The organism is Dictyobacter alpinus, assembly GCF_003967575.1.
Lineage (GTDB): Bacteria > Chloroflexota > Ktedonobacteria > Ktedonobacterales > Ktedonobacteraceae > Dictyobacter > Dictyobacter alpinus.
The window spans coordinates 887,991-911,908 of sequence record NZ_BIFT01000001.1 but is presented as its reverse complement, the minus strand read 5'-3'; the positions used below and the strand labels follow the sequence as shown (position 1 = coordinate 911,908).

16 protein-coding genes are annotated in these 23,918 nt (G+C 48.4%); 11 read left to right on the top strand and 5 right to left on the bottom strand.

The annotated features are described in order from the left end of the window. Nucleotides 1-12 precede the first annotated feature (12 nt). Together EL633_RS03585 and smpB are read right to left on the bottom strand one after the other, a co-directional pair. Nucleotides 13-381: a VOC family protein gene (locus EL633_RS03585; protein ID WP_126625879.1), complete on the bottom strand. Its 369-nt coding sequence runs from the start codon at nt 379-381 to the stop codon at nt 13-15. An 8-nt stretch (nt 382-389) separates the two neighbouring features. Next, the gene (smpB, locus tag EL633_RS03580) at nt 390-887 is read right to left on the bottom strand and encodes an SsrA-binding protein SmpB (RefSeq protein WP_126625878.1); all 498 of its coding nucleotides are present in this window, start codon (nt 885-887) and stop codon (nt 390-392) included. 377 nt (nt 888-1,264) lie between these two features. On the opposite strand from smpB, the gene EL633_RS03575 reads away from it, so the two are divergent. Then, complete coding sequence (locus tag EL633_RS03575; RefSeq protein ID WP_126625877.1) at nt 1,265-3,589, top strand: MMPL family transporter; 2,325 nt, start codon at nt 1,265-1,267, stop codon at nt 3,587-3,589. Then, nucleotides 3,586-4,707 (top strand): lipocalin-like domain-containing protein, encoded by a 1,122-nt coding sequence (locus tag EL633_RS03570; protein WP_126625876.1) that lies wholly within the window; start codon nt 3,586-3,588, stop codon nt 4,705-4,707. Before EL633_RS03575 ends, EL633_RS03570 begins: the two co-directional genes overlap by 4 nt. Nucleotides 4,708-4,787: 80 nt before the next feature. Here EL633_RS03570 and EL633_RS03565 read toward each other — a convergent pair whose 3' ends face one another. The 3 genes from EL633_RS03565 to EL633_RS03555 all read right to left on the bottom strand — a co-directional run bounded on the left by EL633_RS03565 (nt 4,788) and on the right by EL633_RS03555 (nt 8,713). Beyond that, on the bottom strand, nt 4,788-5,870 hold the full coding sequence (locus tag EL633_RS03565) for an ABC transporter permease (RefSeq protein ID WP_126625875.1): 1,083 nt from the start codon (nt 5,868-5,870) through the stop codon (nt 4,788-4,790). 3 nt (nt 5,871-5,873) lie between these two features. Beyond that, nucleotides 5,874-6,893 (bottom strand): ABC transporter ATP-binding protein, encoded by a 1,020-nt coding sequence (locus EL633_RS03560; protein WP_218027414.1) that lies wholly within the window; start codon nt 6,891-6,893, stop codon nt 5,874-5,876. Between the two features lie 101 nt (nt 6,894-6,994). After that, nucleotides 6,995-8,713, bottom strand: a complete 1,719-nt coding sequence (locus EL633_RS03555; protein WP_126625874.1) for an alkaline phosphatase D family protein — start codon at nt 8,711-8,713, stop codon at nt 6,995-6,997. 515 nt (nt 8,714-9,228) lie between these two features. Between EL633_RS03555 and EL633_RS03550 the strand changes: the two genes are divergently transcribed. The 9 genes from EL633_RS03550 to EL633_RS03510 all read left to right on the top strand — a co-directional run bounded on the left by EL633_RS03550 (nt 9,229) and on the right by EL633_RS03510 (nt 23,896). Continuing rightward, the gene (locus EL633_RS03550) at nt 9,229-11,931 is read left to right on the top strand and encodes a sensor histidine kinase (RefSeq protein ID WP_126625873.1); all 2,703 of its coding nucleotides are present in this window, start codon (nt 9,229-9,231) and stop codon (nt 11,929-11,931) included. A 69-nt stretch (nt 11,932-12,000) separates the two neighbouring features. Beyond that, a complete protein-coding gene (locus EL633_RS03545; protein ID WP_126625872.1) occupies nt 12,001-12,723 on the top strand; it encodes a response regulator transcription factor in 723 nt (240 codons plus the stop codon). Between the two features lie 946 nt (nt 12,724-13,669). Beyond that, a complete protein-coding gene (locus EL633_RS03540; protein WP_126625871.1) occupies nt 13,670-15,073 on the top strand; it encodes a DUF4388 domain-containing protein in 1,404 nt (467 codons plus the stop codon). Further along, nucleotides 15,073-15,504: a response regulator gene (locus EL633_RS03535; protein WP_126625870.1), complete on the top strand. Its 432-nt coding sequence runs from the start codon at nt 15,073-15,075 to the stop codon at nt 15,502-15,504. The genes EL633_RS03540 and EL633_RS03535 overlap by 1 nt, the downstream gene beginning before the upstream one ends. Nucleotides 15,505-15,613: 109 nt before the next feature. Then, complete coding sequence (locus tag EL633_RS03530) at nt 15,614-15,979, top strand: response regulator transcription factor (protein ID WP_126625869.1); 366 nt, start codon at nt 15,614-15,616, stop codon at nt 15,977-15,979. A gap of 119 nt (nt 15,980-16,098) precedes the next feature. After that, the gene (locus EL633_RS03525; protein WP_126625868.1) at nt 16,099-16,704 is read left to right on the top strand and encodes a chemotaxis protein CheW; all 606 of its coding nucleotides are present in this window, start codon (nt 16,099-16,101) and stop codon (nt 16,702-16,704) included. A 210-nt stretch (nt 16,705-16,914) separates the two neighbouring features. After that, the gene (locus EL633_RS03520) at nt 16,915-18,984 is read left to right on the top strand and encodes a methyl-accepting chemotaxis protein (protein ID WP_161981916.1); all 2,070 of its coding nucleotides are present in this window, start codon (nt 16,915-16,917) and stop codon (nt 18,982-18,984) included. Nucleotides 18,985-19,137: 153 nt separating this feature from the next. Next, nucleotides 19,138-23,646, top strand: coding sequence for a response regulator (locus EL633_RS03515; RefSeq protein WP_126625866.1), 4,509 nt, complete (start codon nt 19,138-19,140; stop codon nt 23,644-23,646). Between the two features lie 22 nt (nt 23,647-23,668). Beyond that, the gene (locus EL633_RS03510) at nt 23,669-23,896 is read left to right on the top strand and encodes a hypothetical protein (RefSeq protein ID WP_126625865.1); all 228 of its coding nucleotides are present in this window, start codon (nt 23,669-23,671) and stop codon (nt 23,894-23,896) included. The last annotated feature ends 22 nt before the right edge of the window (nt 23,897-23,918 follow it).

Genomic DNA, 23,918 nt, shown 5'->3' with positions numbered 1-23,918 from the left:
ACCCATCGTGCTTTATGCGCAGGCCTGGATGAACTCCAGACGATTGCCAAAGGGATCGCGAGTCTCAAAGCGCTCATAACCCGGAATGGGTACGCCATCCAATATGGTGAAGTTGTGCTCCTCTAATCGCTGCCTCCAGAGTGCAATATCGGTAACCTGGTAGGCAAGGTGAGCCTTTGTGCTGGTACGCTCGAAGCCATCTTCAACCCCGACATGCACCTGGAGATCACCTACCAGAAGCCAGAAGCCACCACGTCCCATCAGGGAATCTGGTTTCTCAATTTCGGGGAGACCGAGCAAGTGGCAATAGTAGTGCCGTGCTTGCTCTTCTGCTCCAACTGGAATCGTAATCTGCGCATGGTGGACGCCGGTAATCGTCATGATTCTGTTTACCTTCCTCGTACGATGCGCTCGATATCGCGCTGCGCATCACGTTTAGCGATTGCCGCACGTTTATCATAGAGTTTTTTACCACGGCATAGCCCCAACTCAATTTTTGCGGTTCCGCCTTTGAGATACAGTTTCAGTGGTACGAGGGTCAGACCTTTGGTCGCCACACGAGCAAGTAATTGATCGATCTCACGTCGATGCAACAATAATTTGCGGCTACGCATCGGATCATGGTTGTAGCGGTTACCGTGTGCATATATGGCGATATTGGCGTTTTCCAGCCAGAGTTCATCTTTACGCGCGATCGCATAAGCGCCACGTAACTGAACCATACCATCACGGATCGACTTGATCTCGGTACCAACCAGGGCCACGCCTACTTCTAGCGTACGTTCTACTTCATAGTCATGATAAGCCTGACGATTAACCGAGATGATCTTAATCGGCACATGGTTCACTGGTGCCGTCTCTTTTTTTGCTGGGGCTGATTTAGCCATTTCAAGGAACTCCTTCTAGATAAAGGACGTTTATCTGCCATACCTTTACGTGTTCTATGTTGACGATAGCGCGATGGCAGGAACACTGCATTGCAGGTTTATCTTTCTTCCAGGAACTGCATAGTAAAAGTCTATCAGCTTTGTCCTGAACAGAAAGATTCAGGTGCATAAAGTTTAGTGGATAGGTGCCATTATTATACAACATGCCAGATACATGGTTGAAGTTCGCCCTGTGGTTCTGTATGTCGTAAGCACAGCTAACGATACTGAGATTTTGTCCGCCGCCAGTATTACCCCTCCAGATGAATAGTATCGTCATACAATAGTGTGAGAAGAGTTTTTTTGCCAGCTTCACCATGCTATAGAAAGGTCCTATTATGTTTTACCGTTTGGGCAAATTTGCCACCCGCCATCGCTGGTTGATTGTGGGATTGTGGATACTTGCCGCGGTGATTGCTCTACCATTTGCTCCTCGGGCGAGCCAGGTATTGCAATCGGGTGGATTTGAAAGTCCAGATTCTGAATCTCAAAAGGCTATTGACACACTGGTCCAAAAATTACATGTGAATGAGACTATCGTACAAGTTATCTTTACCAGTGATCGTTATACCGTGGCCGATCCACAATTTAGCCAGCAATCTGAGCAAGCTTTAGCCAGGATCCGTACCTGGTCAGAAGTTGCCCAGGTTACCAGTTATTTAGATAATCCACGGCAGGTCTCGCAGGACCAGCATGCCGCTTATGTGAATATTCAGATGAAGGCAGATGCTAATGTCGCCGCCAAACTACTTCCAGAGTTGGAGCAGCGTCTGCAAAAGGTTCCAGATCTGCAGATGAAGGTTGGTGGTGGACCGGTTTTTTATGAGGATATTCAGCGTGTCAGTGAAAATGATCTGCGGCGTGCTGAATTACTGGCTTTTCCTTTTGCTATTATTGCGCTGCTCCTCGTTTTTCGCTCGGTAATTGCGGCCGTCCTGCCGGCACTGGTCGGTGGCTTTGCTGTGGTGGTTTCATTGGCCTTAATTTTTGGCCTTGGTCAGCTCACACCACTGTCCATTTTTGTGCTGAATATTACAACTCTCTTTGGCCTGGGACTTGGTGTAGACTATTCGCTATTTATGGTTAGTCGTTTCCGTGAAGAATTGGCGCATGGTAGAAGTATTGACGAGGCTATAGCAATTACAGTCGCAACCGCTGGACGGGCGGTTACCTCTTCGGGTTTAACCGTCTCGATTGGTTTGTTTGGTCTGACCTTTTTCCATATTAATATGCTGCATTCAGTTGGTATGGGAGGCATCCTGGTTGTTGTGCTGGCTGTAGTGGCGGCGATTACGCTCTTACCAGCGATGCTTTCTATCCTTGGCCTCAGAGTTAATGCCCTGCCTGTACGCTTGCCACGCTTTGGACGCCGACCGGCAGTTGTCAATACAGAGCTTGACCCGCATCATGGTTACTGGTACCGACTCTCACAGTTTGTGATGCGCTATCCGTTACGTGTCTTCTTTCCGGTATTACTGCTCTTGCTGAGCTTTGGCGCACCATTTCTAGGCGTACGTTTCTCAGCGCCAGACGCCTCAATCCTGCCTGCTTCTGTACCCTCGCGTGCGGCCTATGATTTGCTGGTCCAACGCTTCAATCAGCGCGAAACCACGCCTATTTTGATGGCTGTCCAGACAAAAGGCAACGCGCTCACCCCCGATAATATTAAAAATCTCTATTACTATGTCAGGCGCATCGAAGCCGATCCCCGTGTAGAGCGCGTAGACAGCATTGTGAGCGCCGATCCACGCTTTACCCTGGAGCAATACCAGCTACTTTACACCCATCCAGAATTGATCGCTGATCCTTATCTAGGGGCATTCCTGAAATCCTCTGTTTCTGGCAATACGTTGTTTGTACAAGTAATCAGCAAGCACGGCATGGTTGATCCTGACTCACAGGCCCTGGTACAAACCATTCGCAACACTGATCCAGGTAATGGCATCTCAGTACTGGTTGATGGTGGAACGGCCGGAAATATTGATTATGTCAGCTCACTTTATACAGATTTTCCTATAGCAATCCTGATTGTCTCGATTACTACCTATATTGTGCTGCTCTTACTGTTCCGTTCTTTGCTTTTGCCATTAAAAGCCATTATCATGAATACGCTCTCGATTCTGGCCAGCTACGGTGCCCTCGTCCTGATTTTCCAGGATGGTTTCTTACACCAGATTTTAGGCTTTACGCCACTTGGATTTGTTGAGGCGTCCAGTCCTATCCTGTTGTTCTGCTCTCTCTTTGGCTTATCAATGGACTATGAAGTTTTCTTGCTATCACGTATTCAGGAGGCTTTCTGGCAGACGGGCGATAACCGTCGTGCGGTAGCCCTGGGCTTGCAGCGCAGTGGCGGTATTATTACCAGCGCGGCAGTCATCGTGATTGTGGTAAGTGCCTGTTTTGCCACTGCTGATATGATCCTGGTTAAGGCTCTAGGAATAGGTATGGCCCTGGCTGTGATCATTGATGCCACCCTGGTACGTGGCTTGCTGGTACCTGCTACCATGCGCCTGCTGGGTGATTGGAACTGGTGGTTACCCTTCCTGGGTGTGCAACGCCATCCACCAGCCCTGGCCAAATATATGACGCCAGACGATGGTGCTACAGATTATACGGCTACTTCATCCACTGATATGGATGTACATGTAGGAGGCAAACGATGAGAAAGAGCACACCGCGCGCACCACATTACTGGTCGCTGGCCGTTTGCCTGCTACTCACATTGGTTTTATCATCCTGCGCGTTTCCAGGCTTAACCACTACCGACGCGACTTTGCCACAGGTGAGCCAGCAGCCTGAGAAGACAGACCTGCCACCAATCCACTTTCCGCAGGATGAAGGGACGCATAATAACCTGACCGAGTGGTGGTACTATACCGGACATATGCAGGCGACCGATGCCAGCGGTAAACAGCGCACCTATGGCTTTGAACTGGTCTTTTTCCAGGCACTGCGTAGTAACTTGCCAGCCGTTCATCCTGCGCATTTCGCCATTACTGATATCAGCCGTGACGAGTTTCACTATGATCAACGCAGTACGACTGCGTTTAACGCGCCCAAACCCGATGGAAAATCTACCCAGGGGGTCAATATCCAGGTTGGCGATTGGTCTGCTCAAGGCTTGAACGGAAAGGACCATTTGCAGGCGTCGATGCAGAATTATGCCATCAATCTTAACCTGACCGGTCGTAAGGATCCAACCTTGCATAATGGCAACGGTTTGATTACTTATGGCCTTGGTGGCTTCTCCTACTACTATTCACGGACGCGTATGGATGTGGGCGGTACGTTGATGGATCACAATCAACCTTTGAAAGTCACCGGTACCGCCTGGATGGATCATCAATGGGGCAACTTTCTGACCCTGGGAGGTAGTGGATGGGATTGGTATAGTATTCAGTTGAATAACAATACTGAGATTATGCTGTACTTTATCCGTGATGCTACTGGTAAAACCATCTCTACCTATGTTGGGTATACCGATGCCAATGCGAAATCACTGGTCTTACCTGCACAGGCGCTCGAACTGAAGACGCTTGGTACCTGGACCAGTCCCAAGACGGGTATTCGCTATCCCTCTGGCTGGCAGGTTTCGATTAAAGATCCGCACCTACAGGCTACGCTGACCATTAATCCACTCCTCAAGGATCAGGAATTGGTTGTCCTCCAATCAACCGGTAACGTTTATTGGGAAGGCGCGGTCAATATTAAGGGCCAGAGCAATGGACGTTCCGTTGCTGGTGAAGGGTATGTAGAACTGACTGGCTATAAAAAGCCATAAAAGTAAATTAATGCGTAAGTTGTATGAGAAATTCTATAGAATTTCTCATACAACTTACGCGGAAAATAATAGCTATAGTCTTACCAGCTCCAACGGAACGTGCTGATGGATAGAAAGAGGAGCAGGAGACCAGTGAAGAGCAGGATGCCTAGCTCTGGTATGATGGCTGGCAGGGCGGCACTATTCAAGATAATCTGGTGCAGGGCCCGATTCAGGTGCGTCAGCGGAGCGATCTCGACAATAATGGATAGCCAGCCTGATGGACTAACTGGAAAATAGCTGCCTCCCAGAAACATCATTGGCAAGGCGATTAACGTCGCGACTGCCTGCGTCGCATTGGGCCTAGAGACAAAATTGCCGACCGCATAACCCAGCGAGATAATACTAAAAGAGCCGCTTAGAACTGCGATGGCAATGCCTGGTAACATAGCGATGGTGATATGCACCTGAAAGACGGTGACCGCGATCGCCAGAATTATCGCAGCCTGTAAGAAACTCAGGAGAAACTGACTGAGGATCTGGGCCATGATCAACTGCCAGGCTTTTAACGGTGTCGCGTTCAACCTTTTTAATACGCCATTCATACGCCAGGTGGTTAAGGCGATGCCGACATAGATATTGGCATACATTGTGGTCATTCCAATCATGCCAGGCGTTAAATAATCAATCGTGCGCAACTGCTGTGTACTGATCTGTTGTTCATCAACCTTGATGAGATCTTTATAGCCAACTGTCTGCTTGCTGATAGCATCAAAAACGCCATTGATACTGCCTTTGCTGCGTGCCGAGCCGATCAGATCCGACTTATCAATATAGAGTAGTGCTCGGGCGCCCCCTGTTTTTAGTTTGCTCCCAAAGCCTTTTTGAAGAATTATCAGCGCCGAGAGCTCGCCATTTTTAACGCCATCGAGCAATGCCTGGCGTGTGCCCTCGCTGATCTGGAGCGAAGCATCCTTTTTTAAGGCTGTAACGATCTGCGCGCTGGTTGCTGATTGATCCTGATCCACGATCCCAACCTTTAGCGGTTCGGTGCCGGTATTTTTGAATAGAAAGCCGAAGATAAGCATAGAGATAATGGCAATACCCAGGCTCGCTACCAGGAGGGTACGATTTCTTAATACGATTTTAAATTGATAGAACGTCATTACAAAAAGATTTTTCATCGCTTATTTTTTATCCTCTTGCTGGTTGGATAGCGTATTGCCAGTAAGATTTAGATAGACGTTCTCCAGGCCTGGATTGTGCGTGGTAATCTCTGTCAATTGTATTTGATAATGCGCGGCAGCCTGGAGAAGCATGCTTAGGGTGTGAGCCAGATTGGTGGTGGATACCGTAAAGCTTCTGGCTGTTGATTCGACCTTGCCGATACCTGGTAACTGCTTGACGACCTCCAGCATGGTTGAATGGGCCTGGGCAGTAGGTAGGCGGCAGGTAATGCTTTGTTCGGTGGCATACTGATTAATCAACCCGGCTGGTGTTCCCTGTGCAATGATACGACCAGCATCCATAATCGCCAGTTGGTCACAGAGAAGTTCGGCCTCCTCCATATAATGGGTTGTCAGGATAATTGTTTTACCTGCTTGTTGGAGACCACGGACCTGTTCCCACATGCTGCGACGGGCATGTGGATCAAGGGCTGTCGTTGGCTCATCCAAGAATAGTAATGAAGGATTATTGACCAGCGCGGCGGCCAGCGATAGGCGTTGCTTCTGCCCTCCCGAGAGCGTATTGATGCGGGCCCCGGTTTTTTGCTCTAGCTTAAACTCGGTGAGTAATTCTGAGACGGAGCGAGAATTGCGGTAGAGACGCGCCAGCATCGTAAGCGTCTCAAGGACCGTGAGCTCTTCAAAGAGCGCGCTGCTTTGTAATTGTAGGCCGATATGTTGATGCAACTCTTCACGTTGTTTACGATTGCGTACATCAAAGCCTCCAACCAGGATCTGTGTGCTGTGATGATTGTCAGGCTCGCGTAGTCCTTCAATGATTTCCAGTGTGGTTGTTTTACCCGCGCCGTTGGGTCCCAGAATGCCAAAAATATCACCACGTTGTACTGAGAAGCTAATGCCGTTGATGGCTTTTTTGCTGCGATATGTCTTAAATAGATCACGTACTGTTACGGCCATATTTTCTGAGACAGCCGAACCTCTCTGGATTGCTGAATTGGAGTCAGCTTCAGCCTGAGCCATGGCGTTTCCCCTTTATTACTTGTACTTGAGATTATGCAGATAACACTGAGATAGGAGATGCCATGGCTGTATTGGAAAAGGTCATTGATAGGTGAAAAGAGCTAATCTTTGGTCTTACTGCCGTTTTCTGACGATGCTGTTGTTGGGAGAACGGTAGTAGCGATCTTTTGCAAACTCCCATCCATGTAGCCCAGATACTCTTGTTGTGGCGTGTACTGTCCTTGTTGATCAGGGTGTAAAGTGAGCATGGCGATTGTATTTTCAAACAGGAGGTTATGCTCGATATGTATATCTCTGGCTGTGGGAGTCATGGGCAGAATTTCATGTTTGAGTCCACCATAATTCAGACGTGAGATACGTGCTTGTGCCGTGATTTTTTGTTGGTCTGATGCATTTAATGCATTTTGCAATGGCGTTGAAACAAACTGATAGAGATAGCGTTTCTGGCTTGTCTTTCTTGTACTTTCCGCCGTCAGGGCATAAGAGAAATGCACATCTCCCGATAGTATCAGCATATCATGTTGTTGCTGTTGAAATAAAAGAATGAAGTCTTGCCAGGAGAGGGAATATAATGGCCAATGATCAAAGCTTGCTCGGGCGGCGACTTTTTGTTGGAAACGCGCTAATCGATCACCCAGCCAGCCCAGAATGCCGTGCTGCTTAAACCAGAGGCGCAGTCCCGTCAAATACTCAATCTGGCCAATGAGCGGTGGCAGCAGGACGGGTACAGAGGAGACGATAATGGATAACGTACCGTGATTGTTCCTGGACCAATTCTGGAGATCGGTAGTCTGGGATTGACTGATAATGCGCATTGGTTCATACACCACCTTCTTTTTATCTGTTGGCATAAGAACCGAGCGTTCCGTGCGTGCATTGGCGACAAAAATAGCTGGTTGCGAATGAATTTCATAGTGCCATGGCAATAGTGCTTCTCCATATAAGTCCTGTCGAATGCGGGCACGTAAAGCCTCCACTGCATCTTCACCGCTTAAGGCTGCTTTTTGCATGATTTTTAGCAATGGATGCTGTGAGGTAGCTTGATCCAGATTACCCCAACCCTGGTAGATCCAATAGGCCAGAGTTCCATCGACAAGAAGTTGTTCCTGGCCAGCAGCGAGCGCTTCAGCGCGCCATGTGGGTAGTGAGTTCCAGTTATTTGTAATCTCATGATCGTCAAAAATCATGTAGGTTGGAATGCAGGCCAGAGCCTGTCTGGCACCTGGATCAGTAGCCCAGGCATGCTGATAGAATAGACGAAAATCTTCAAATCCGGAGGCCTTGGATCCTAGTTGTGAATAGGTCTGGCGGATCTTTTCTGAAGGTTGATCAGCATAAATTTGATCGCCGATGAGCAAGAGGAGATGAGGCCAGCTAGCTTCACGGCTAGTTGCCTGTTCACGTAACCAATTTCCAAAGGCGCTAAATACATCCTGCTGTCCCGTTTCAGATTTGCGGCATGAACCATATGCAATGCGTAGCGCCGGCGTATTTCCTTCAGCAATGTCTGTGTCTGGCAAGGTACGAAAATATTGTAATGGTTGTTCAGCTGTAGCCATTTTTAACTCGCTGTTAGGATCTGCTCCCGTTAGCTGATAACGATACCATGTTCCTGGCCTTAAACCCTGCATGTGTAGCGCTACATAATGGTGACCACCGACCAGGACCGTGGCCTGACTGACAGTTTGAGGCGCTTCTCCAGGCGTGTCTGATTGCGCTCGTAATGTCACTGACTCTGCAGCTGTTAATTCAGCCCAGATCACAATACTGGTTGGGCTAACCGCTCGTACAAGTGGGCCAATACAAAGGTCGGGTATCATCTTCTGTCTCCATCCGCACTTTATTAAAAGATATAGTTGTAATCATGCGCATGTATTTTATGGTAAAAACTTCTATTTAGTATGTCATATTTCTCTCACTATAGCAGGATCAGATCAAATATACGTTAAATAAGTAGAAAGAAATGCTAAATTTTATAGCCGCTAAAATTGAAGCTATCTCTATAGAGAGAGTTAACCGCGTTGACCGAGACCGATCCAACTCGGGGCAATTTTTATAACCACCTTTTTTATGATCCCCACAGGCATTGACCCATACTGGTACGGATGTGGTATACTTTGTGGCAATAGCAAACAGACATTTTGCGGGTAGATAGGGATTTGTGTTATTTTTGGGTTGTACTTGTTTGTTGGATAGATAAAATGTGATGGGAAATCCTGGATATTATTTGCACTATTATTAGTATATTGCAGTTTATATACACCAGGAAGTGTATCAATTATGTCTGATACTCATTAGTAATGATGAGTGCGTAAGTGTAGCCTGGCAGGAAGTGATGGAAGCGAGAACACATACCTCTGCTCTTGAAGAGTCTGCGATAATAGAGCGCGTTGCACGTATTGTCTTCAGTGTGCGTGGTACCAAGCCCGATTACACACGTCTGGCAGCTGAGTTAGAATCAGCTGTGCCCTTTGATGTGTTCGGGGTTGTATTGCTACGCCATGATCGGCAGGCTGTGCGGGTGACAGTATGCCAGCGCGATGGTGCTGTGTGGAAAGCTTTTCTGCATCAGCATCCATTAACCGATTCTATGCTGCAGCAGGTTCTGAAGCAGCCTGCGCTCCAGGTTCGTGACTATCCAGATGGACTGGATGGTTCGCCAGCGGTCAGTGGTGATGCCCTCAGTTCATATCATCAACTGCGCTCCACCTTAATTGCCCCATTGAAAGTAGAAAACCGCGTGCTGGGCACCCTTGAATTGGGGAGTACTGCGCTACATACGTATGCTGATCATAATCTACAGCGGCTGGTGGATGCCGTGGTGAGAATGCTGGCTGCATCCATTGAAAGTGTTCAACTTGGAGGCAACGCAGCGATTCAAGATCGTCAGCGGCAAGCTCTTAAAGATGTTACCAGTGCGCTGACTTCGACCGTGGAACTTTCAGCGGTTCTCGAGCAGATTGTGAAGGGCGTCTCTCAAGCCCTGGGCAGCGCAGCTTTTATTGTCTTATGGGACCGGCAGACGAATTCTTTACATGTAGGAGCTCAGGCAGAGCTCGACAAAGAAGCACTTGAACATCTTTTGCAGCCGAAGGGTATGAGTGAGAAAAGCATTTTCTGGCAAGCAATCAAACGCAGGCAACCAACTGCTTCGATCGATATCGCCACAGACGAGCATTATCCAGACAACCAGTTACTTGCGACTGAATTAGGGTTGCATTCGCTCTATTGCTATCCTCTAGCAACTGGTCCCGCTGTCTATGGCGCGCTGGTGCTATGTTCGGCTGAAGCTGGCGGTTTCACACCACTCAAGACAGACATCCTGGCCTTGTTTGCCAATCAAGCCACGGTTGCAATTCATAATGACATGTTGTTAAACTCGGTCAATCAGCGGCGTCGATTTCAGTCCTCTTTGGAGAATTTTGAACTGACCCAGCTTGCCCGCGAGACCCGTAGTGCTGAAGCGCAAGCACAGGAAGAGCTCAAATCACTTCAGGAGATGCGAGAAGCGGCCCTGCGCACATTTGGTGTTAGCTTCCCAGATTTAATGCGTTGGGTTAGTGAGCAACTGTTAACACAGCATGAAAGAAATTTGCAGGCAATGCATTCGACGATTGAAAGCAGGCAGTTGCTAGAAGCTTTTCCATCGTCACTTGAGACCGAACATCTAGGCACCTTCCCTGTATTCTTAGATGAACCCATCCTACAGCCCGAAGCTCCTTTTGCTGAGACCCAGGCATTGCTTGCCCAGACTGCGGAATCAGCCTTGACGCGGACCGCTATGATTGGCGAACTCAGCCGCTTAATCACCCATTTAAAGCAATCGACGAACTGGGTGCGCGACCCCTGGTTTGTGGTAGATCTGGATGGTTCATGTCTCTTTATGAATCCAGCGGCGCGTCAATGGTGTGGGTTGAGTCTAGAAGCAATGTCGACAGATTATTATCCGTCCATGCTGGTTTCGTCCGTGGTGCAAGGTCAAACGCTGGGACCCTCTATTGAAGAAGTCTTTACCCAGTTATTGCCGCGTATGCGTGACGAACGGGAGGTGCGGCAATATCTGCAGGATTTCACGCAGGAGAGTATTTATCGGCCAGTGTTTCGTTGTATCCTTGCCAATGAACCATTGGATAGTCAGTCTACAAGCATTACTGTTAGCAGGCGCGATGAAGGCTCGAACAGTGATCATCACTACCAGTTTACGCGCTACCCTCTTTACACTCAGGCAGGACAGTTAGAAGCTATCGCATTACAGGTACAGAATGTTACTGAACAGGTGCGAGAAGAGAAAAATCGCTCTGCATTGTTATCGGCTTTTTCGCATGATTTACGTACCCCTTTGACAACCATTAAAGCCGCCGTGACCGGTCTGTTACAGCCCGATCTGGACTGGGGTGAGGAAGATCGCAACGATATGCTTGTCGATATCGATAGCGAGGCCGATCATCTCACAATGCTGGTGAACGCCTTAATTGAGCTATCCCGCATTGAAATGGGGGCCATGGAATTAAAGCTGGAATGGTGCGATGTGGCCGAGATTCTCTATGCAACTACGAAAAAGTTGCAACGTGCTCTCGCCGGGCGTCAACTGGTGCCAGAGCTATCAGCGACATTGCCATTGGTTTATGCCGATCATGCTCGTCTGGGGCAAGTACTCTATAATCTGGTAGAAAATGCAGCTCGTCATAGTCCAGACTTTTCTACTATTTCTCTGGTAATTGATACCTTACATTGCGAAAAAGAAGTGTTGCGTGTTCGTGTAATTGATCATGGAGTACGCATAACAGAGGATGAATACGAACGAGTTTTCACCTCATTTCAAAGTCAGGCTTCAGCATATGGGAATGGCTTGTCCCTGGCAACATGTAAGGGCATTATTGAAGCTCATCAAGGTCGTATCTGGGCGGAAGCCGTAGATAACGCTGGGTCATGCTTTACCTTCCTATTGCCGCTTCATCCACAGACGGTTTCTCACTCGGAGTCAAGGATGATCGCACGACACGATGAAGGTGGGAGAATATCACATGTTCGAAGTTAGTAAGAGGGAAGAGCCGTGCTGATGGGCGATGATTGTAGGAAGTAGGGATATCTGCGAGGAGGGAGCACTATGAAAGTGAAGGGGAAACGCATTCTGGTTGTGGACGATGAACCACCGATTCAACGTATCCTGCGTCGTAATCTGGTGGCTGGTGGCTACGATGTTCTGGTTGCAGAAAGCGGACGCCAGGCGGTGGATATGGTTCGCTTACATCAGCCAGATCTGGTCTTGCTGGATATTTGTTTGCCTGGTGGAATGGACGGCGTTGAGGTGTGTGTTCAGGTCCGTCAATTTACTCAGACACCCATCATTGTTCTTTCAGCAGTTGCTGAAGAGAAGCAGAAAATCAAAGCCCTGGACTTTGGGGCCGATGATTATTTGACGAAACCATTTAGCAATGATGAACTGCAAGCACGTGTTCGGGCCTGTCTGCGGCGAGCGGGAACAAAAGAAGCAGTCAATGAGCGTGAGCCAGAAGTTTTGACCAGCGAGGATGGATACCTCTACATGGATGTTGTGCGGCGGCAGGTCCGCGCAGGCTCTCAGGAGGTGCGTCTCACACCTACGGAATTTGAACTTTTGCGGCAGTTGATGTTGTATGCTGGTAAAGTCATGACTCATCGCTCACTGTTACGCGCGGTCTGGGGACCAGAGTATGGCGAAGAAGCTGACTATTTGCGCGTCTATGTCAGACAGCTCAGATTAAAAGTTGAAGCAGAACCGTCACGACCAAAGTATATCGTAACCGAGCCTGGTATCGGGTATGTTTTCAGGTCACAGGGCGATTCCTGAAATCTTTAATAAAATTTTAATGCACTATCCTGAATTTTTATAGCGATCTAACTTCTTTAGCAGTAAACTCTAAAGAAGGGTTTTTTTAGCTTCTTGTAAGCACGCATACCGCTGTTTGCGGGTTGAAAAAAAGCACACTGGCACAGATGTTTCTTTTTATGTTACTGTATGCCATAATAAGTTCTGGTATTGAACGCTGATTCGCTGTAATATAGAGATTATCTAGCAGCCTGGTGGGGTGGTGAAAAGTTGAGTTTTCTAGTATGCTAGTTCCAGGAAACTATTGACCTTTCTAAAGATAGTGGAAAAGCAATAGAATCGGACTGATACTAAGTATATGGATAAGAAACAACACTGTATGTTATAAGGGGATGATGGCGTATCCTGTTTGAAGAAAAGCCTTGAGCACCGCCGCGCAAGGGGGAATTTTTCTTATATATGCCGAATAAAAAAATCTCCCTTTATAGCATACAAAAGATAAAAATAGATATATGTGTGTGGTAGAGGCATGTAGATGTTGCCTATAGTGTATGGCGCTTGTTTGATTTAAATATGTGGTTGGAAGATAGTGGTGTTTGAGGTAGGGAGGTAGAAGGGGAGGAATAATGCTAATGACATCCATATTGTATTGGAACGCATCTCTGGGTTTTGTTGCCAAATGGGTCTCTCGTAATGGGGTGGCTGTTCATTGGTACTTTGCCTGTGTGATCCGCAATTGACAGGGATTCGTATAACATTTATCGGGATGTCTTTTATGCCACTCATATGTCACACAAAACAACGGCAACTGTTTTTTGCGTACCTGCTAGCGGGCAGGGATCTGTTGCCGCATACAGGCATTGTAGAGCCATGGATGGGCATCGGCAATGTGCCTGTAACAAGACCGCTTGCATCCAAAATATTTATTGAATTCGCAAGCTAGTCTGGTAAAGGAACTGGGAGAAGAATGGAGCAGCAAGACCGTATTATGGATGGAGATTTGCAAACGCTAGGTCTCCAATCTATTTTAAAAATGCTCGCCCTGAGTGGAAAAACTGGAAAGTTATTTGTGACTTCGGGACCAGAGACACTTTCAATCAGCTTACGTAAGGGGCAGATTGTTGGATTACACGAAGATGGCGTACCCCAACCTGACATATTGGGAATGCTTTGTTTACTAAATAAATTGGATCCTCCACGTGCACAATATATTCGTGAGCTGGCTCGTGGAGATATGCATATGTCTCTGGCCTTGCTTGTTGAGCGAGGTTGGATGACTGCCAGCGAGATGCAGCGCCGCCTGGAATTTTTAGTGACGCAATCCATCAGTCATGCGTTACGCTGGGTGAATGGTCGCTTTGCTTTCCATCGCCAGGTCATTCCTATGGAGAGCAAGATGCAGCCACTGGATGTCGACTCTGTCTTGCTGGAGGCTTTACGCCAGGCAGATGAATGGGAAGAGATCATCGGTGAAGGCGTCACACATCTGACTCGTACCACGGTAGCCCGCTGGCAGCCAGAGGTTAGCAATGATGTGCGCAACCTGGGCCTCAATCAAGAAGGCATTGAGGTTTTGTGTCTCGCCAATGGAGAACTGACATTGCAGGCTGTTGCGCTCGCCTTGATGTCTCCTGAGGCTAGAGTCGCCCGGATTATGGCTCGTCTGCTCGAATTAAACTTAATTGAAGTGGTAGATACTGCTCTGGAGACGGAACTACAGAGTGATTTATCTAACATCATCATCAAGTGCCAGTATTTGTTGGCGCAGCAGCGTCAATCCTCAAATCCTGAGCAGCATTTGTTAGGATTAATCACCACGCTCTCCGAATGTATCAATGGATTGCTGGTACACCATGGAACCTATGCGCGAAGTTTACGTGGGCGAGGAAAAATCCCCTCTATGGAAATTGCCCGCTATTTGGAACACCGGTTTATGCCCCAGTTACAGGCCTTCTCCCAGCAACAATTTCCTATTCTGGAAACAACCTCGTTCCACTATGGTCAACTTGATTGTAATGATATACTGACCCTCAATAAAGTTGTGAAGGGTGAGCAACTCGAAGAATTTTATTGGGAAGCCGTACAAGGCCTGGTCGCTTTTTTGCGTATGATATTCACTGAATTATTGCGTGACGAAGTAGGAAATTCTCATGTTGGCCGACAGTTAACCGTCGCATGGCGAATCTTCTTATCTGAAATCGATCATGAAGTTCAACAATATCAGATTTACCGGGCACATCGAAATACCCAATTGTCCCGGGGTCGAGACACTATCCAACCCTCATCTTTAGGAATTGTACAAAATTGGCAGAACCCCGCCGACAATAATGGGGAAATGTGGTCGCCTGATACGCGAAGGAGGTCAATCTAATGGCTGAACCAACGGTACTCGTCGTAGACGATAGTCCCACTGTACGCAAAATTGTGCAAATGACATTACAGCGAGAACATATCAAAGTCGTAACTGTTGGCGATGGCCTCAGCGCGTTGACCTCGGTAGCCGATGAGATGCCTGCCCTTATTCTACTTGACATCCAACTTCCACGGATGGATGGGTACCAAATTTGCCAGATAATACGCAAACACTTGCAGTTTCGGCAAATTCCCATTATTATGCTGAGTGGGAAGGATGGCTTGTTTGACAAGATGCGAGGCCGTTTAGCGGGATCCACAGAGTATCTGACCAAACCATTTGACTCGGCTGAATTGGTACATACAGTCAAAAAACATCTTGCGAACTGGCAAGAACGCGTACCTGTCCAACAGGAAGGGACGCGCCCTCGCTTACGTTATCGCGGCTAAATCTCCAGTCACAGTACCTATGATGCTCGGCATCTTCGGTAGGGTGGGTTGGAGGGTGAGCCAAATAATTCCATTGCTAGGTTGGCTTGTTAGGAAAGGTTATAATCAGATGCCTGGGCAAAAAATACTCGTTGTGGACGATAGTTGGACTGAACTAACAATGATCGTCACTCCATTGCGCAATAGCGGCTTTGATGTTGTGACGGCTGTCGATGGGGAAGAGGCGGTTGAGAAAGTATTTAAAGAACGTCCACAGTGTATCGTACTTGATGTCGTGTTGCCAAAACAAAATGGTTTCCAAGTATGTCGCAAATTAAAGAACTCAGAAATGAGTCGCAACATTCCAATCATTTTGTTGACGTCAAAGAATACTCCCCTGGATAAAGCCTGGGGAATGCGACAGGGGGCTGATCTCTATATTACAAAGCCCTTTAATGGAGATGAATTAGTAGCTAGTGTGCGACGCCTGATTTGAGGCGCCGCAATCGGTGGGGGGATGGAGCAAGGAGACAAAAATAATCTTGTTTCATCTTCTGTCAGTGATCTTGCATAGGATGTCTCTCGCTTCTTGTGCCCTATATGGAGTAAGTTTTTGTGTCCAGTGAAGATCAGAAAAAACGTGAAGCCTTTGCTGCCATTCAGCAGTTAATCTCGCAATCGCCATCGGTTGCCGCTTTACAGTTGCAACTTGCACAGGGACAATTCGGTGTGAATGGTTCGCCCGATGGAGAAAATCCGCCTCCCGCAGTTATTGGTGAACAATACCTTGTGTTCTCTTTAGCTGATCGTGAGCTGGCTGTCAAGGCTGAATTGGTACAAGGCGTTGAGCGGTTAGTCGAGTTAACGCCAGTTCCCAATGTTGTTCCCTGGGTTAGAGGGGTGATGAACCTGCGCGGTTCTATCGTCTCAGTAGTAGACTTTCGAATGTTTTTAGATATAGAGCAGATGGCTTATACTCCACGCACGCGTTTGTTATCATTACAAAGTAACGAAATGGTCATCTGTGTGGCTGTAGATGGTGTTAGTGAGATGTTGCCCATTCCCGCCACGGCTATTAATGGAAACATACGTCAGGCTACTATCCCATCCTGGGTCGCTCCATATGCTACAGGGAGCGCGATTTTAAGCAATCGCGCAATTGTAGTTCTGGATGTTCCCCGCCTTCTTTTCTCTGAAAAAATGCAGCGCTATAAGGCCTAGATAGGAGCCCCACGGATTCATCCGGGGCCTGAAAATTGGCATCCCGTGAGGGAGAATGCATGCGAAAGAGGAAAGAGGAGACGCGTTCCCTCCTCATGCCTGAAGGCAGGGGTTTTCCACGCGAACTTGCATATGATAATAGGGCGGTAGCCTGTTGTATGGTTGCCTAAATTGAGATAGATATATTTTTTATCAATGGAGGTCTGGCGGATGAATCCTGATCAAAATAGAAGCGGTTCGGCGCTTAATGGGCCGCTTACGTTGGGCATGTACGGCTCAATGTTTATTCCAGCGCTATTTTTAGTCATTGTGGGCGTTTTGTCTATTACTGCCGGAGCCACTACTGCTGGTTATGTTGCTTTTGCTCTCGCCTTTGTTGTTGCTATTATTGCTTTTTTCTTAAATTATAATATACAGCGCCGTGTAAAAAGTAATTTATTAAGTCTAGCTGAAGTTTGTCGCGATTTTGCTAGTGGCGATCGTTCGGTACGCGCCGCTGTATATGGTGATGGTGAGTTGCCCCAACTGGCAAGCGCATTGAATGCTGTTCTCGATGGACAGGGATCTTCTAACAGTGTTTCGATGGGGGCAGCCGGAAATGATGCCGCAGCCCTGCAAGCGCAAATTGAGAAATTGCTGCAAGAGGTTAGTGCCGTTGGTGATGGTGACTTGCGTGTACAGGCTGAAGTAACTCCGGATACGCTGGGTGTATTGGCCGACTCTTTCAACTATATGATTGAAGAGCTGGCGAAGGTTGTAGGTCGTGTACAATCTACTGCTGTACAGGTAACTAACGCGACGCGACGTATTCTGGATCGTTCAGCTGAACTGGCTCAAGCTTCTGAGACCCAGGTAAAACAAATCATCCAGACCACCGAAGCTGTAGAAGCGTTGGCTGTCTTTATTCAGAACGTAGCTCGTAATGCACAATTAAGTGTGGATATGGCGCAGGAAGCGCTGCGCAGTGCTAATAATGGTCAACAAGCTGTGCGTCAAACGATTGAGGGTATGATGCTCATTCGTGAGAACGTACAGGAAACATCGAAGAAAATTAAACGTCTCGGTGAGCGTTCAAACGAAATTGGTGAAATCGTTCGTATTATTGAAGATATCGCCGATCAGACGAACTTGCTGGCTTTGAACGCCGCTATTCAGTCTGCTATGGCTGGTGAGCATGGCCGTGGATTTGCCGTAGTTGCTGACGAAATCCGTTTGCTGGCAGAACGTTCAACCGAATCCACAAAGCGTATTGCAACGCTGGTAAAAAGTATTCAGGGTGATACATACGAAGCCGTTGTCGCTATGGAAGATAGCACACAGGAAGTGGTCAAAGGATCGCAACTGGCTGACGATGCTGGTCGCTCGTTGAACTCTATTTATAGCGCTGTAGAGCGACAGGCGCAAATGATTGAAAATATCGCGCGCGCCGCGAACGAACAGACCTCGGTCTCTGAAGCAGTTGCTGTTGCCATGGGTCGTATCTCAGAAATCACCCGTCAGACAGACGCTGGTACCCAGGAGGCTGCGGTAAGTGTAAGTTATCTGGCAGAACTCTCTGAGCAACTTCGTGCATCAGTATCTACTTTCCGTCTGCCTGATCGTACAAATGACATGCTTGGCTCGTTCTCTAATGTATCAGCGATGGGTGAGTTATCCGATCAGCATGAGCAGTCCTTTAGTCCTGCCCTTGGTTCCGGTTCCGCCGCTGATGGTGGTTGGGGTCAGAACTTCAGTGGAAATTTCCCACCGTTACCAGAACCTGGTAATAGCGGGTCGTTGGTTTCTATGGGTACACGTTCTGGACAATTCTCTATGGGGAATCAGCCAGATTTTAATAATTCAGCGGCCTTGCCACCGTCAGGTTTCCAGAATCAGATGCAAGCGCCGAATGAATTCGGTGGTAATGGCAATAATCAGCAGTTCTTTGGAAGTCAGTTAGATTTTAGTGAGTTGGGTGATTTCGATAATCAACAGGGAATGAATACAGGCTTTGGTGCCCCCCAATACAACGGTGGACAAGGCTTTGATGGTGCTAACTTCGGTCAGGGTTTTGTCGGCTCTAATCAGGGCTTTGGTGGCTCTAATCCTGGCCAGGGTTTTGATGATGCTAATAACTTCGGTCAACCATTTTTCCCACCATCGAATCCAGCTTTTGGACAGCAGGCACCAAACTCTGGTTTGCTCCCATCACCATACCAGCAGCAGCCACAGCAGCAACCTGGTCAGGCTGGTAATCCGCGTCCACGCTGGCAGAGCGGAATTCACGACCAGAATCAGTAATTGTTCATATGAACTCACTACGATTGTGAGCGAAAGAAAAGTAGTGAGTTTGTAGAAGTAAGGTGTTACTTCTCCTGTTGAGGCTCTTCTTGAGTAAGAAAAGGGAAGGGCCAGGAGAGGTAACACCAGAATAGTTAAGTGAGTACGCGCAACATGTCGAACACATTTGATAAACTATCCGTCCTCGACTCGTTTATCGAAGAGGTGAATAGCTATTTGCCAGAAATCGAGACGAACCTCGGGCGACTGGCACAGTCACCTGGCGACATGGATGCCCTCGAAGAAACTTACCGCCGCACTCACACCATTGGCGGTTCCGCTTCCATGATGGACTTTCCTGGCCTGGCCCATGTGGCTCATGGTATGGAAGACATCCTGGGTGACGCATTGGATGGACTAATCACGTTGGATGATCCCTCAAGGGGATTATTGCAGCGTTCATTGGACCGTCTGCGCAGACTCCTGGAGGGTATCCGCGGTGGTATTGATGAAGAAGCTGTGATTGCGGAGGATGATGCCGACTATGCTCGCTATCGTGCTCTGGTTGAATCTGCTAATTCTCCTGCAGGAGATGGAGCAGCTGTTCAGGTGACGAACCCTGTTCAGACACAAGACACGCTTTCTTCCCTTCCGCCGACGCCATCTTTTGATCTCTATTCACCTCAGCCTTCGTTATCATCATCGATGCCTTCGTTTGATGAGGTGCTAGCTTCTTTCAGCACTCAGCCTGTAGCATCTGGTGAAGATATTGGTTGGCCCGAGGAGCCTGCATTGGGGAGGCGTTTTGATACGACCTCTTCTATGTCGTCTGTTCCTGCAACCCCGACTCAGCCAGAAGCTTATGTGCCAGAGCCTGCTCCGGTAGAGCCACCTTCTCAGAGCACTCCAACCAGTGCGTTTGATACTTTGATGGCTGCTACACGGCGTCCGCAGGAGGCACCACTACCACCTGTAGTGCAGCCGCCATTTTCAACGCCTTCACTACCTGCTGTTCCTTCTTATGCTGATGAGCAACCAATGGCCTATGCTCAAGCAGATAGCCAGTTCGCCAGCAAAGAACAGCACGTCGTTCCATCGGTTCCTGTCGATCTAACAACTGAGACGCACGAGGCGAATTTGCCGCAAGCATATGAAGATATGCAGAATGAGGAAAAATCGCTAGAGACGCAGGCCTCATCCTTAAAGAATGTGGTGTCACAGTTACGCGATGCTATGGGGGTCATTGAGGCGCAGCGTAGTGAATTTAAGGGCTTCTTGAATGGCTCGAAGGATGCGCTTGATCGTATGGAAATATGGGCGGGTAAAGCCATGGGGCTGAACTTGCGCAATAGTCCTGAACAAGTTCGTCGTTATTTGCCACTCTCTGTGATGTGGGTCTCCAACGCAAAACTCAAAAAAGTTTTGGATCTCATTCATAAAATCACTGGTGGGGTTGAAATGACTGAGGAGCAATTGCAGACGACCTTGCAACAATTGCATGCCTCTATACAATCCTTTGGTGATGTATTTGAGCAACTGAATGGGCGCAATACATATGAGTTAAGACAAGAAGCAGGTTGGAGTCCATGGGATATCAGGGTTGACCCTGATACTGCTGGTCTGCGAGAGCGTGTAACGTTTGAGCGCCAGGGTGATCCAGCCATGTTACGGGCTGAGATTGAAGCACAGTTACGTGAAGAGCTCCGTCAGGAATATGCGTCTCAAGCGAGTAATGCGGCGCGTGAGCGAGCTGAATTAGAGCAGCAAATCCGCCAGGAGGTACGCCAGGAATATGCGGATCTCCAGAGGATGCAGGCACACGCTACTGGTTCTTCTGCATTGAATAGCGGTTCTATTCAGGAATTAGAGTCGCGCTTGCGTAGTGAAATCGAGATTCAGGTTCGACAAGAGTTCTTGGATCAGATTATGCATACTGGTGGCGAGGAGTCTGCCGCGCTTGCAGCAGGTCTAGCTCCTACTGAGGCCCAGAGCCGCTTGAATGCGAATAGCATGATGACTACCGTTCCTTCGGCGGACGTGCCGGCATCTGGTCCTGAGACATTACTACCGCCGCAAAAATCTTCAGCTGCTTCGATGCCTGCAACGGAATCAACCGGCAGATCTACCACTGCTAGCTCGTTTAGTACGAGCGACTTTGGTGAAGAGGCAGCCGAAATTTTCCGTCTGGAGGCGGAAGAGCATTTGCAGTCGATCAGTATGCATGTAGCCGCGCTTGAGAAAAATCCTGGCAATCGTGAGCTGATCCAGGGCATTCGTCGTGCTACCCATACACTTAAGGGTGCCGCTGGTATGATGGGCTTTAAAACCATCGCGGACTTGAGCCATGTATCTGAAGATCTGCTTGACCTGATTATGGAAGGGACGATGGCGATCTCGCCAACCGTCGTGAGCTTGATTCTGGATACGGCAGAGGCGCTAGAGCTGTTGATCACAGGTACTGATACTGCTATTGCTGACAGCAAGGTTCGAGATCTTCATCGGCGCTATGTAGAATTTCTTGGCGAACGTAGTTCTTCTAACCAGATGATGGAAGAAGATTTGGAGGACGACGATCACGGTACTGATATTCATGCAGCGGCCAATACAGGAACCGGTGAACTTGCTACTGATGGTCTGACGCCTCGTACACATGGAGATTTGAGTGTGCGTGTGCGTCTGCAAAAGCTCGATGAACTGGTTAATCTCTTTGGCGAGATGCTGGTGAACCGTAGTGTGCTTGAAGAGCGTATCCAGCGTCTGGTGCGCCTGGTCTCGGACGTTGCCGTGAGTAGTAATCGTCTGGGTGATGTGGGTCAGAAGTTGGATAGTCGTTTTGAAGCGGCGACTTTACCCAGTGGACGTTCAGTACAGGCGATGCCAGGTGAGGGAGACCAGAGTCTGGCACGCAGTGGACAGTCTGGCTTGCTGACCAATAATGCTCCCCTGGCGCTGCCTGCTCCTGGTAATAGTGATTCCTTCTCAACTGGCCAAAATCAAAATGTACGCAAAGGTGTGGCTCCGGCTCACCTGTCAGATTTTGATGAATTAGAGCTTGACCGCTATACCGAGTTCCATCAACTGGCTCGTGGTTTGAGTGAAGGTATCTCGGATATGGCGACCTTGAGCACTGAAATGGATACCATTATCCGTGAATGTGAAGGTGTTTTTGCCCGTGAAAATCGGTTGAACACCACCTTCCAGGACCGTTTGATGAAGGTGCGCCTGGTGCCTCTATCGACTATGGCTCCTCGGCTGTACCGTGCTGCACGTGCAGTGGCGCTCAAACAGGGCAAAGAGATCGACTTTGTGCTGGAAGGTGAGACCACCGAGGTTGATCGTACCGTGTATGAAGAGATTGCAGGTCCATTGCTGCATCTGGTTCGTAATGCGGTTAACCACGCTATTGAGCGGCCAGAGGTACGTATCCAACGTGGCAAGTCTCCCATGGGACAGATCAAGCTCTCGGCCACTTATGAAGGTAATCAGATTATGATTACTGTACGTGATGATGGTAATGGTATTGATCGTGAACAGGTCAGACGTACGGCTATCGCGCGTGGCATTATTCGTGCCGATCAGCAGATTGGTGAGGATGATGTGGTATCCTTGATCTTCCGTCCAGGTTTCTCGACCGCTGAATTTCTAAGTGAAGAGAGTGGACGTGGTGTTGGTCTGGACGTGGTACGCGATAGTGTTTCGCGCCTGCGTGGTACGCTGGTGGTTGAGTCTGCTCCTGGACTGGGTACTGCGTTTACAATGACCTTCCCCACCAGTCTGGCTATCCAAAGCGCGATGATGGTGAAAGTTTCAGGTCAGCAGTTCGCTATTCCAACGGTACACGTAGAATCCATTGGACGGCTGGATAACTTTAAACGCACCAGTTCTGGTGGTCAGGCCGCTGTAATTGTGCGTAATGATCTGTATCCATTGAATATGCTGGCGCAATACTTATCTTTGCCCACTCCTGCTAACATAGATGACAAGGCGCAGTTGCTACTGGTGAATGCCGGTGGTCATCGTGTCGCCCTGGTTGTCGATGAGATTCGGGGCAAGTTTGATACTGTGATGAAAAATCTCGGTCCACACTTGCGCGAGGTTCATGGTATTGCTGGTGGTACAGTGCTTGGTAATGGTCACGTTGTGCTGGTACTTGAGTTGAACAATCTGCTCAACTCGAAGATCAGTATGCCGCTGACAAAACGTGACACGGCTGCTCCGCTTGGACAGGTGAAACAGCGTATCGATGTGTCGAATAAGTCGCAGGATCTTCCATTGCGACCTGTGGCGACACCTACCCCAGAACGTGGTAAACATCTTCTGGTGGTTGATGATAGTCCGAGTGTGCGTCGTGTGGTAAGCAATATGCTCAAACAGCATGGCTGGACGGTGCAGATGGCGCGTGATGGTGTTGAGGCATTAGAAATGATTTCTCAGGAAACTCCTGCCGCGGTACTCCTCGATATTGAGATGCCGCGTATGGATGGCTATGAGTTGATTTCTACAGTGCGAGCGCAAGAACAGTATCGAACCTTGCCATTGGTCGTACTTACATCGCGTGCGGCCGCTAAACACCAGCAGCGTGCTATGTCTCTCGGGGCGAGTGCGTATGTGGTCAAGCCATATCAAGATGAGGAGCTACTTAATACTATTAACACACTGGTGTATGGAGCGGTAGCTCGTTAGCAAGATATAGTGCAGGTGGATAATGGGCGTTGAACGTTCTGTGACGCGCTGGTATATTCAGCGTCAATTGATTCTGGATGAACTGGCTCAGTTAGAGGCGCAGGTTTCTAATAGTCAGGAAAATTCAGCATCGGCGACAGCGCCTGTAGATACGGCGCAGGCTCCTTCTGAAGAGATAATGCAAAAAGTAGCAATGACCCGGGCCAAATTAAAAGCCCTGGGTCATTGCCCTAAACCAATGATGGGATAATATCGTCTTCGCGGTTGCTCGG

Coding starts and splice junctions, on each gene's coding strand:
- EL633_RS03550 (WP_126625873.1), top strand. CDS start 9,229: ATGGAAGCGAGAACACATACCTCTGCTCTTGAAGAGTCTGCGATAATA.
- EL633_RS03560 (WP_218027414.1), bottom strand. CDS start 6,893: ATGGCTCAGGCTGAAGCTGACTCCAATTCAGCAATCCAGAGAGGTTCG.
- EL633_RS03565 (WP_126625875.1), bottom strand. CDS start 5,870: ATGAAAAATCTTTTTGTAATGACGTTCTATCAATTTAAAATCGTATTA.
- EL633_RS03535 (WP_126625870.1), top strand. CDS start 15,073: ATGGCTGAACCAACGGTACTCGTCGTAGACGATAGTCCCACTGTACGC.
- EL633_RS03540 (WP_126625871.1), top strand. CDS start 13,670: ATGGAGCAGCAAGACCGTATTATGGATGGAGATTTGCAAACGCTAGGT.
- EL633_RS03575 (WP_126625877.1), top strand. CDS start 1,265: ATGTTTTACCGTTTGGGCAAATTTGCCACCCGCCATCGCTGGTTGATT.
- EL633_RS03585 (WP_126625879.1), bottom strand. CDS start 381: ATGACGATTACCGGCGTCCACCATGCGCAGATTACGATTCCAGTTGGA.
- smpB (WP_126625878.1), bottom strand. CDS start 887: ATGGCTAAATCAGCCCCAGCAAAAAAAGAGACGGCACCAGTGAACCAT.
- EL633_RS03530 (WP_126625869.1), top strand. CDS start 15,614: ATGCCTGGGCAAAAAATACTCGTTGTGGACGATAGTTGGACTGAACTA.
- EL633_RS03520 (WP_161981916.1), top strand. CDS start 16,915: ATGAATCCTGATCAAAATAGAAGCGGTTCGGCGCTTAATGGGCCGCTT.
- EL633_RS03570 (WP_126625876.1), top strand. CDS start 3,586: ATGAGAAAGAGCACACCGCGCGCACCACATTACTGGTCGCTGGCCGTT.
- EL633_RS03510 (WP_126625865.1), top strand. CDS start 23,669: ATGGGCGTTGAACGTTCTGTGACGCGCTGGTATATTCAGCGTCAATTG.
- EL633_RS03545 (WP_126625872.1), top strand. CDS start 12,001: ATGAAAGTGAAGGGGAAACGCATTCTGGTTGTGGACGATGAACCACCG.
- EL633_RS03515 (WP_126625866.1), top strand. CDS start 19,138: ATGTCGAACACATTTGATAAACTATCCGTCCTCGACTCGTTTATCGAA.
- EL633_RS03555 (WP_126625874.1), bottom strand. CDS start 8,713: ATGATACCCGACCTTTGTATTGGCCCACTTGTACGAGCGGTTAGCCCA.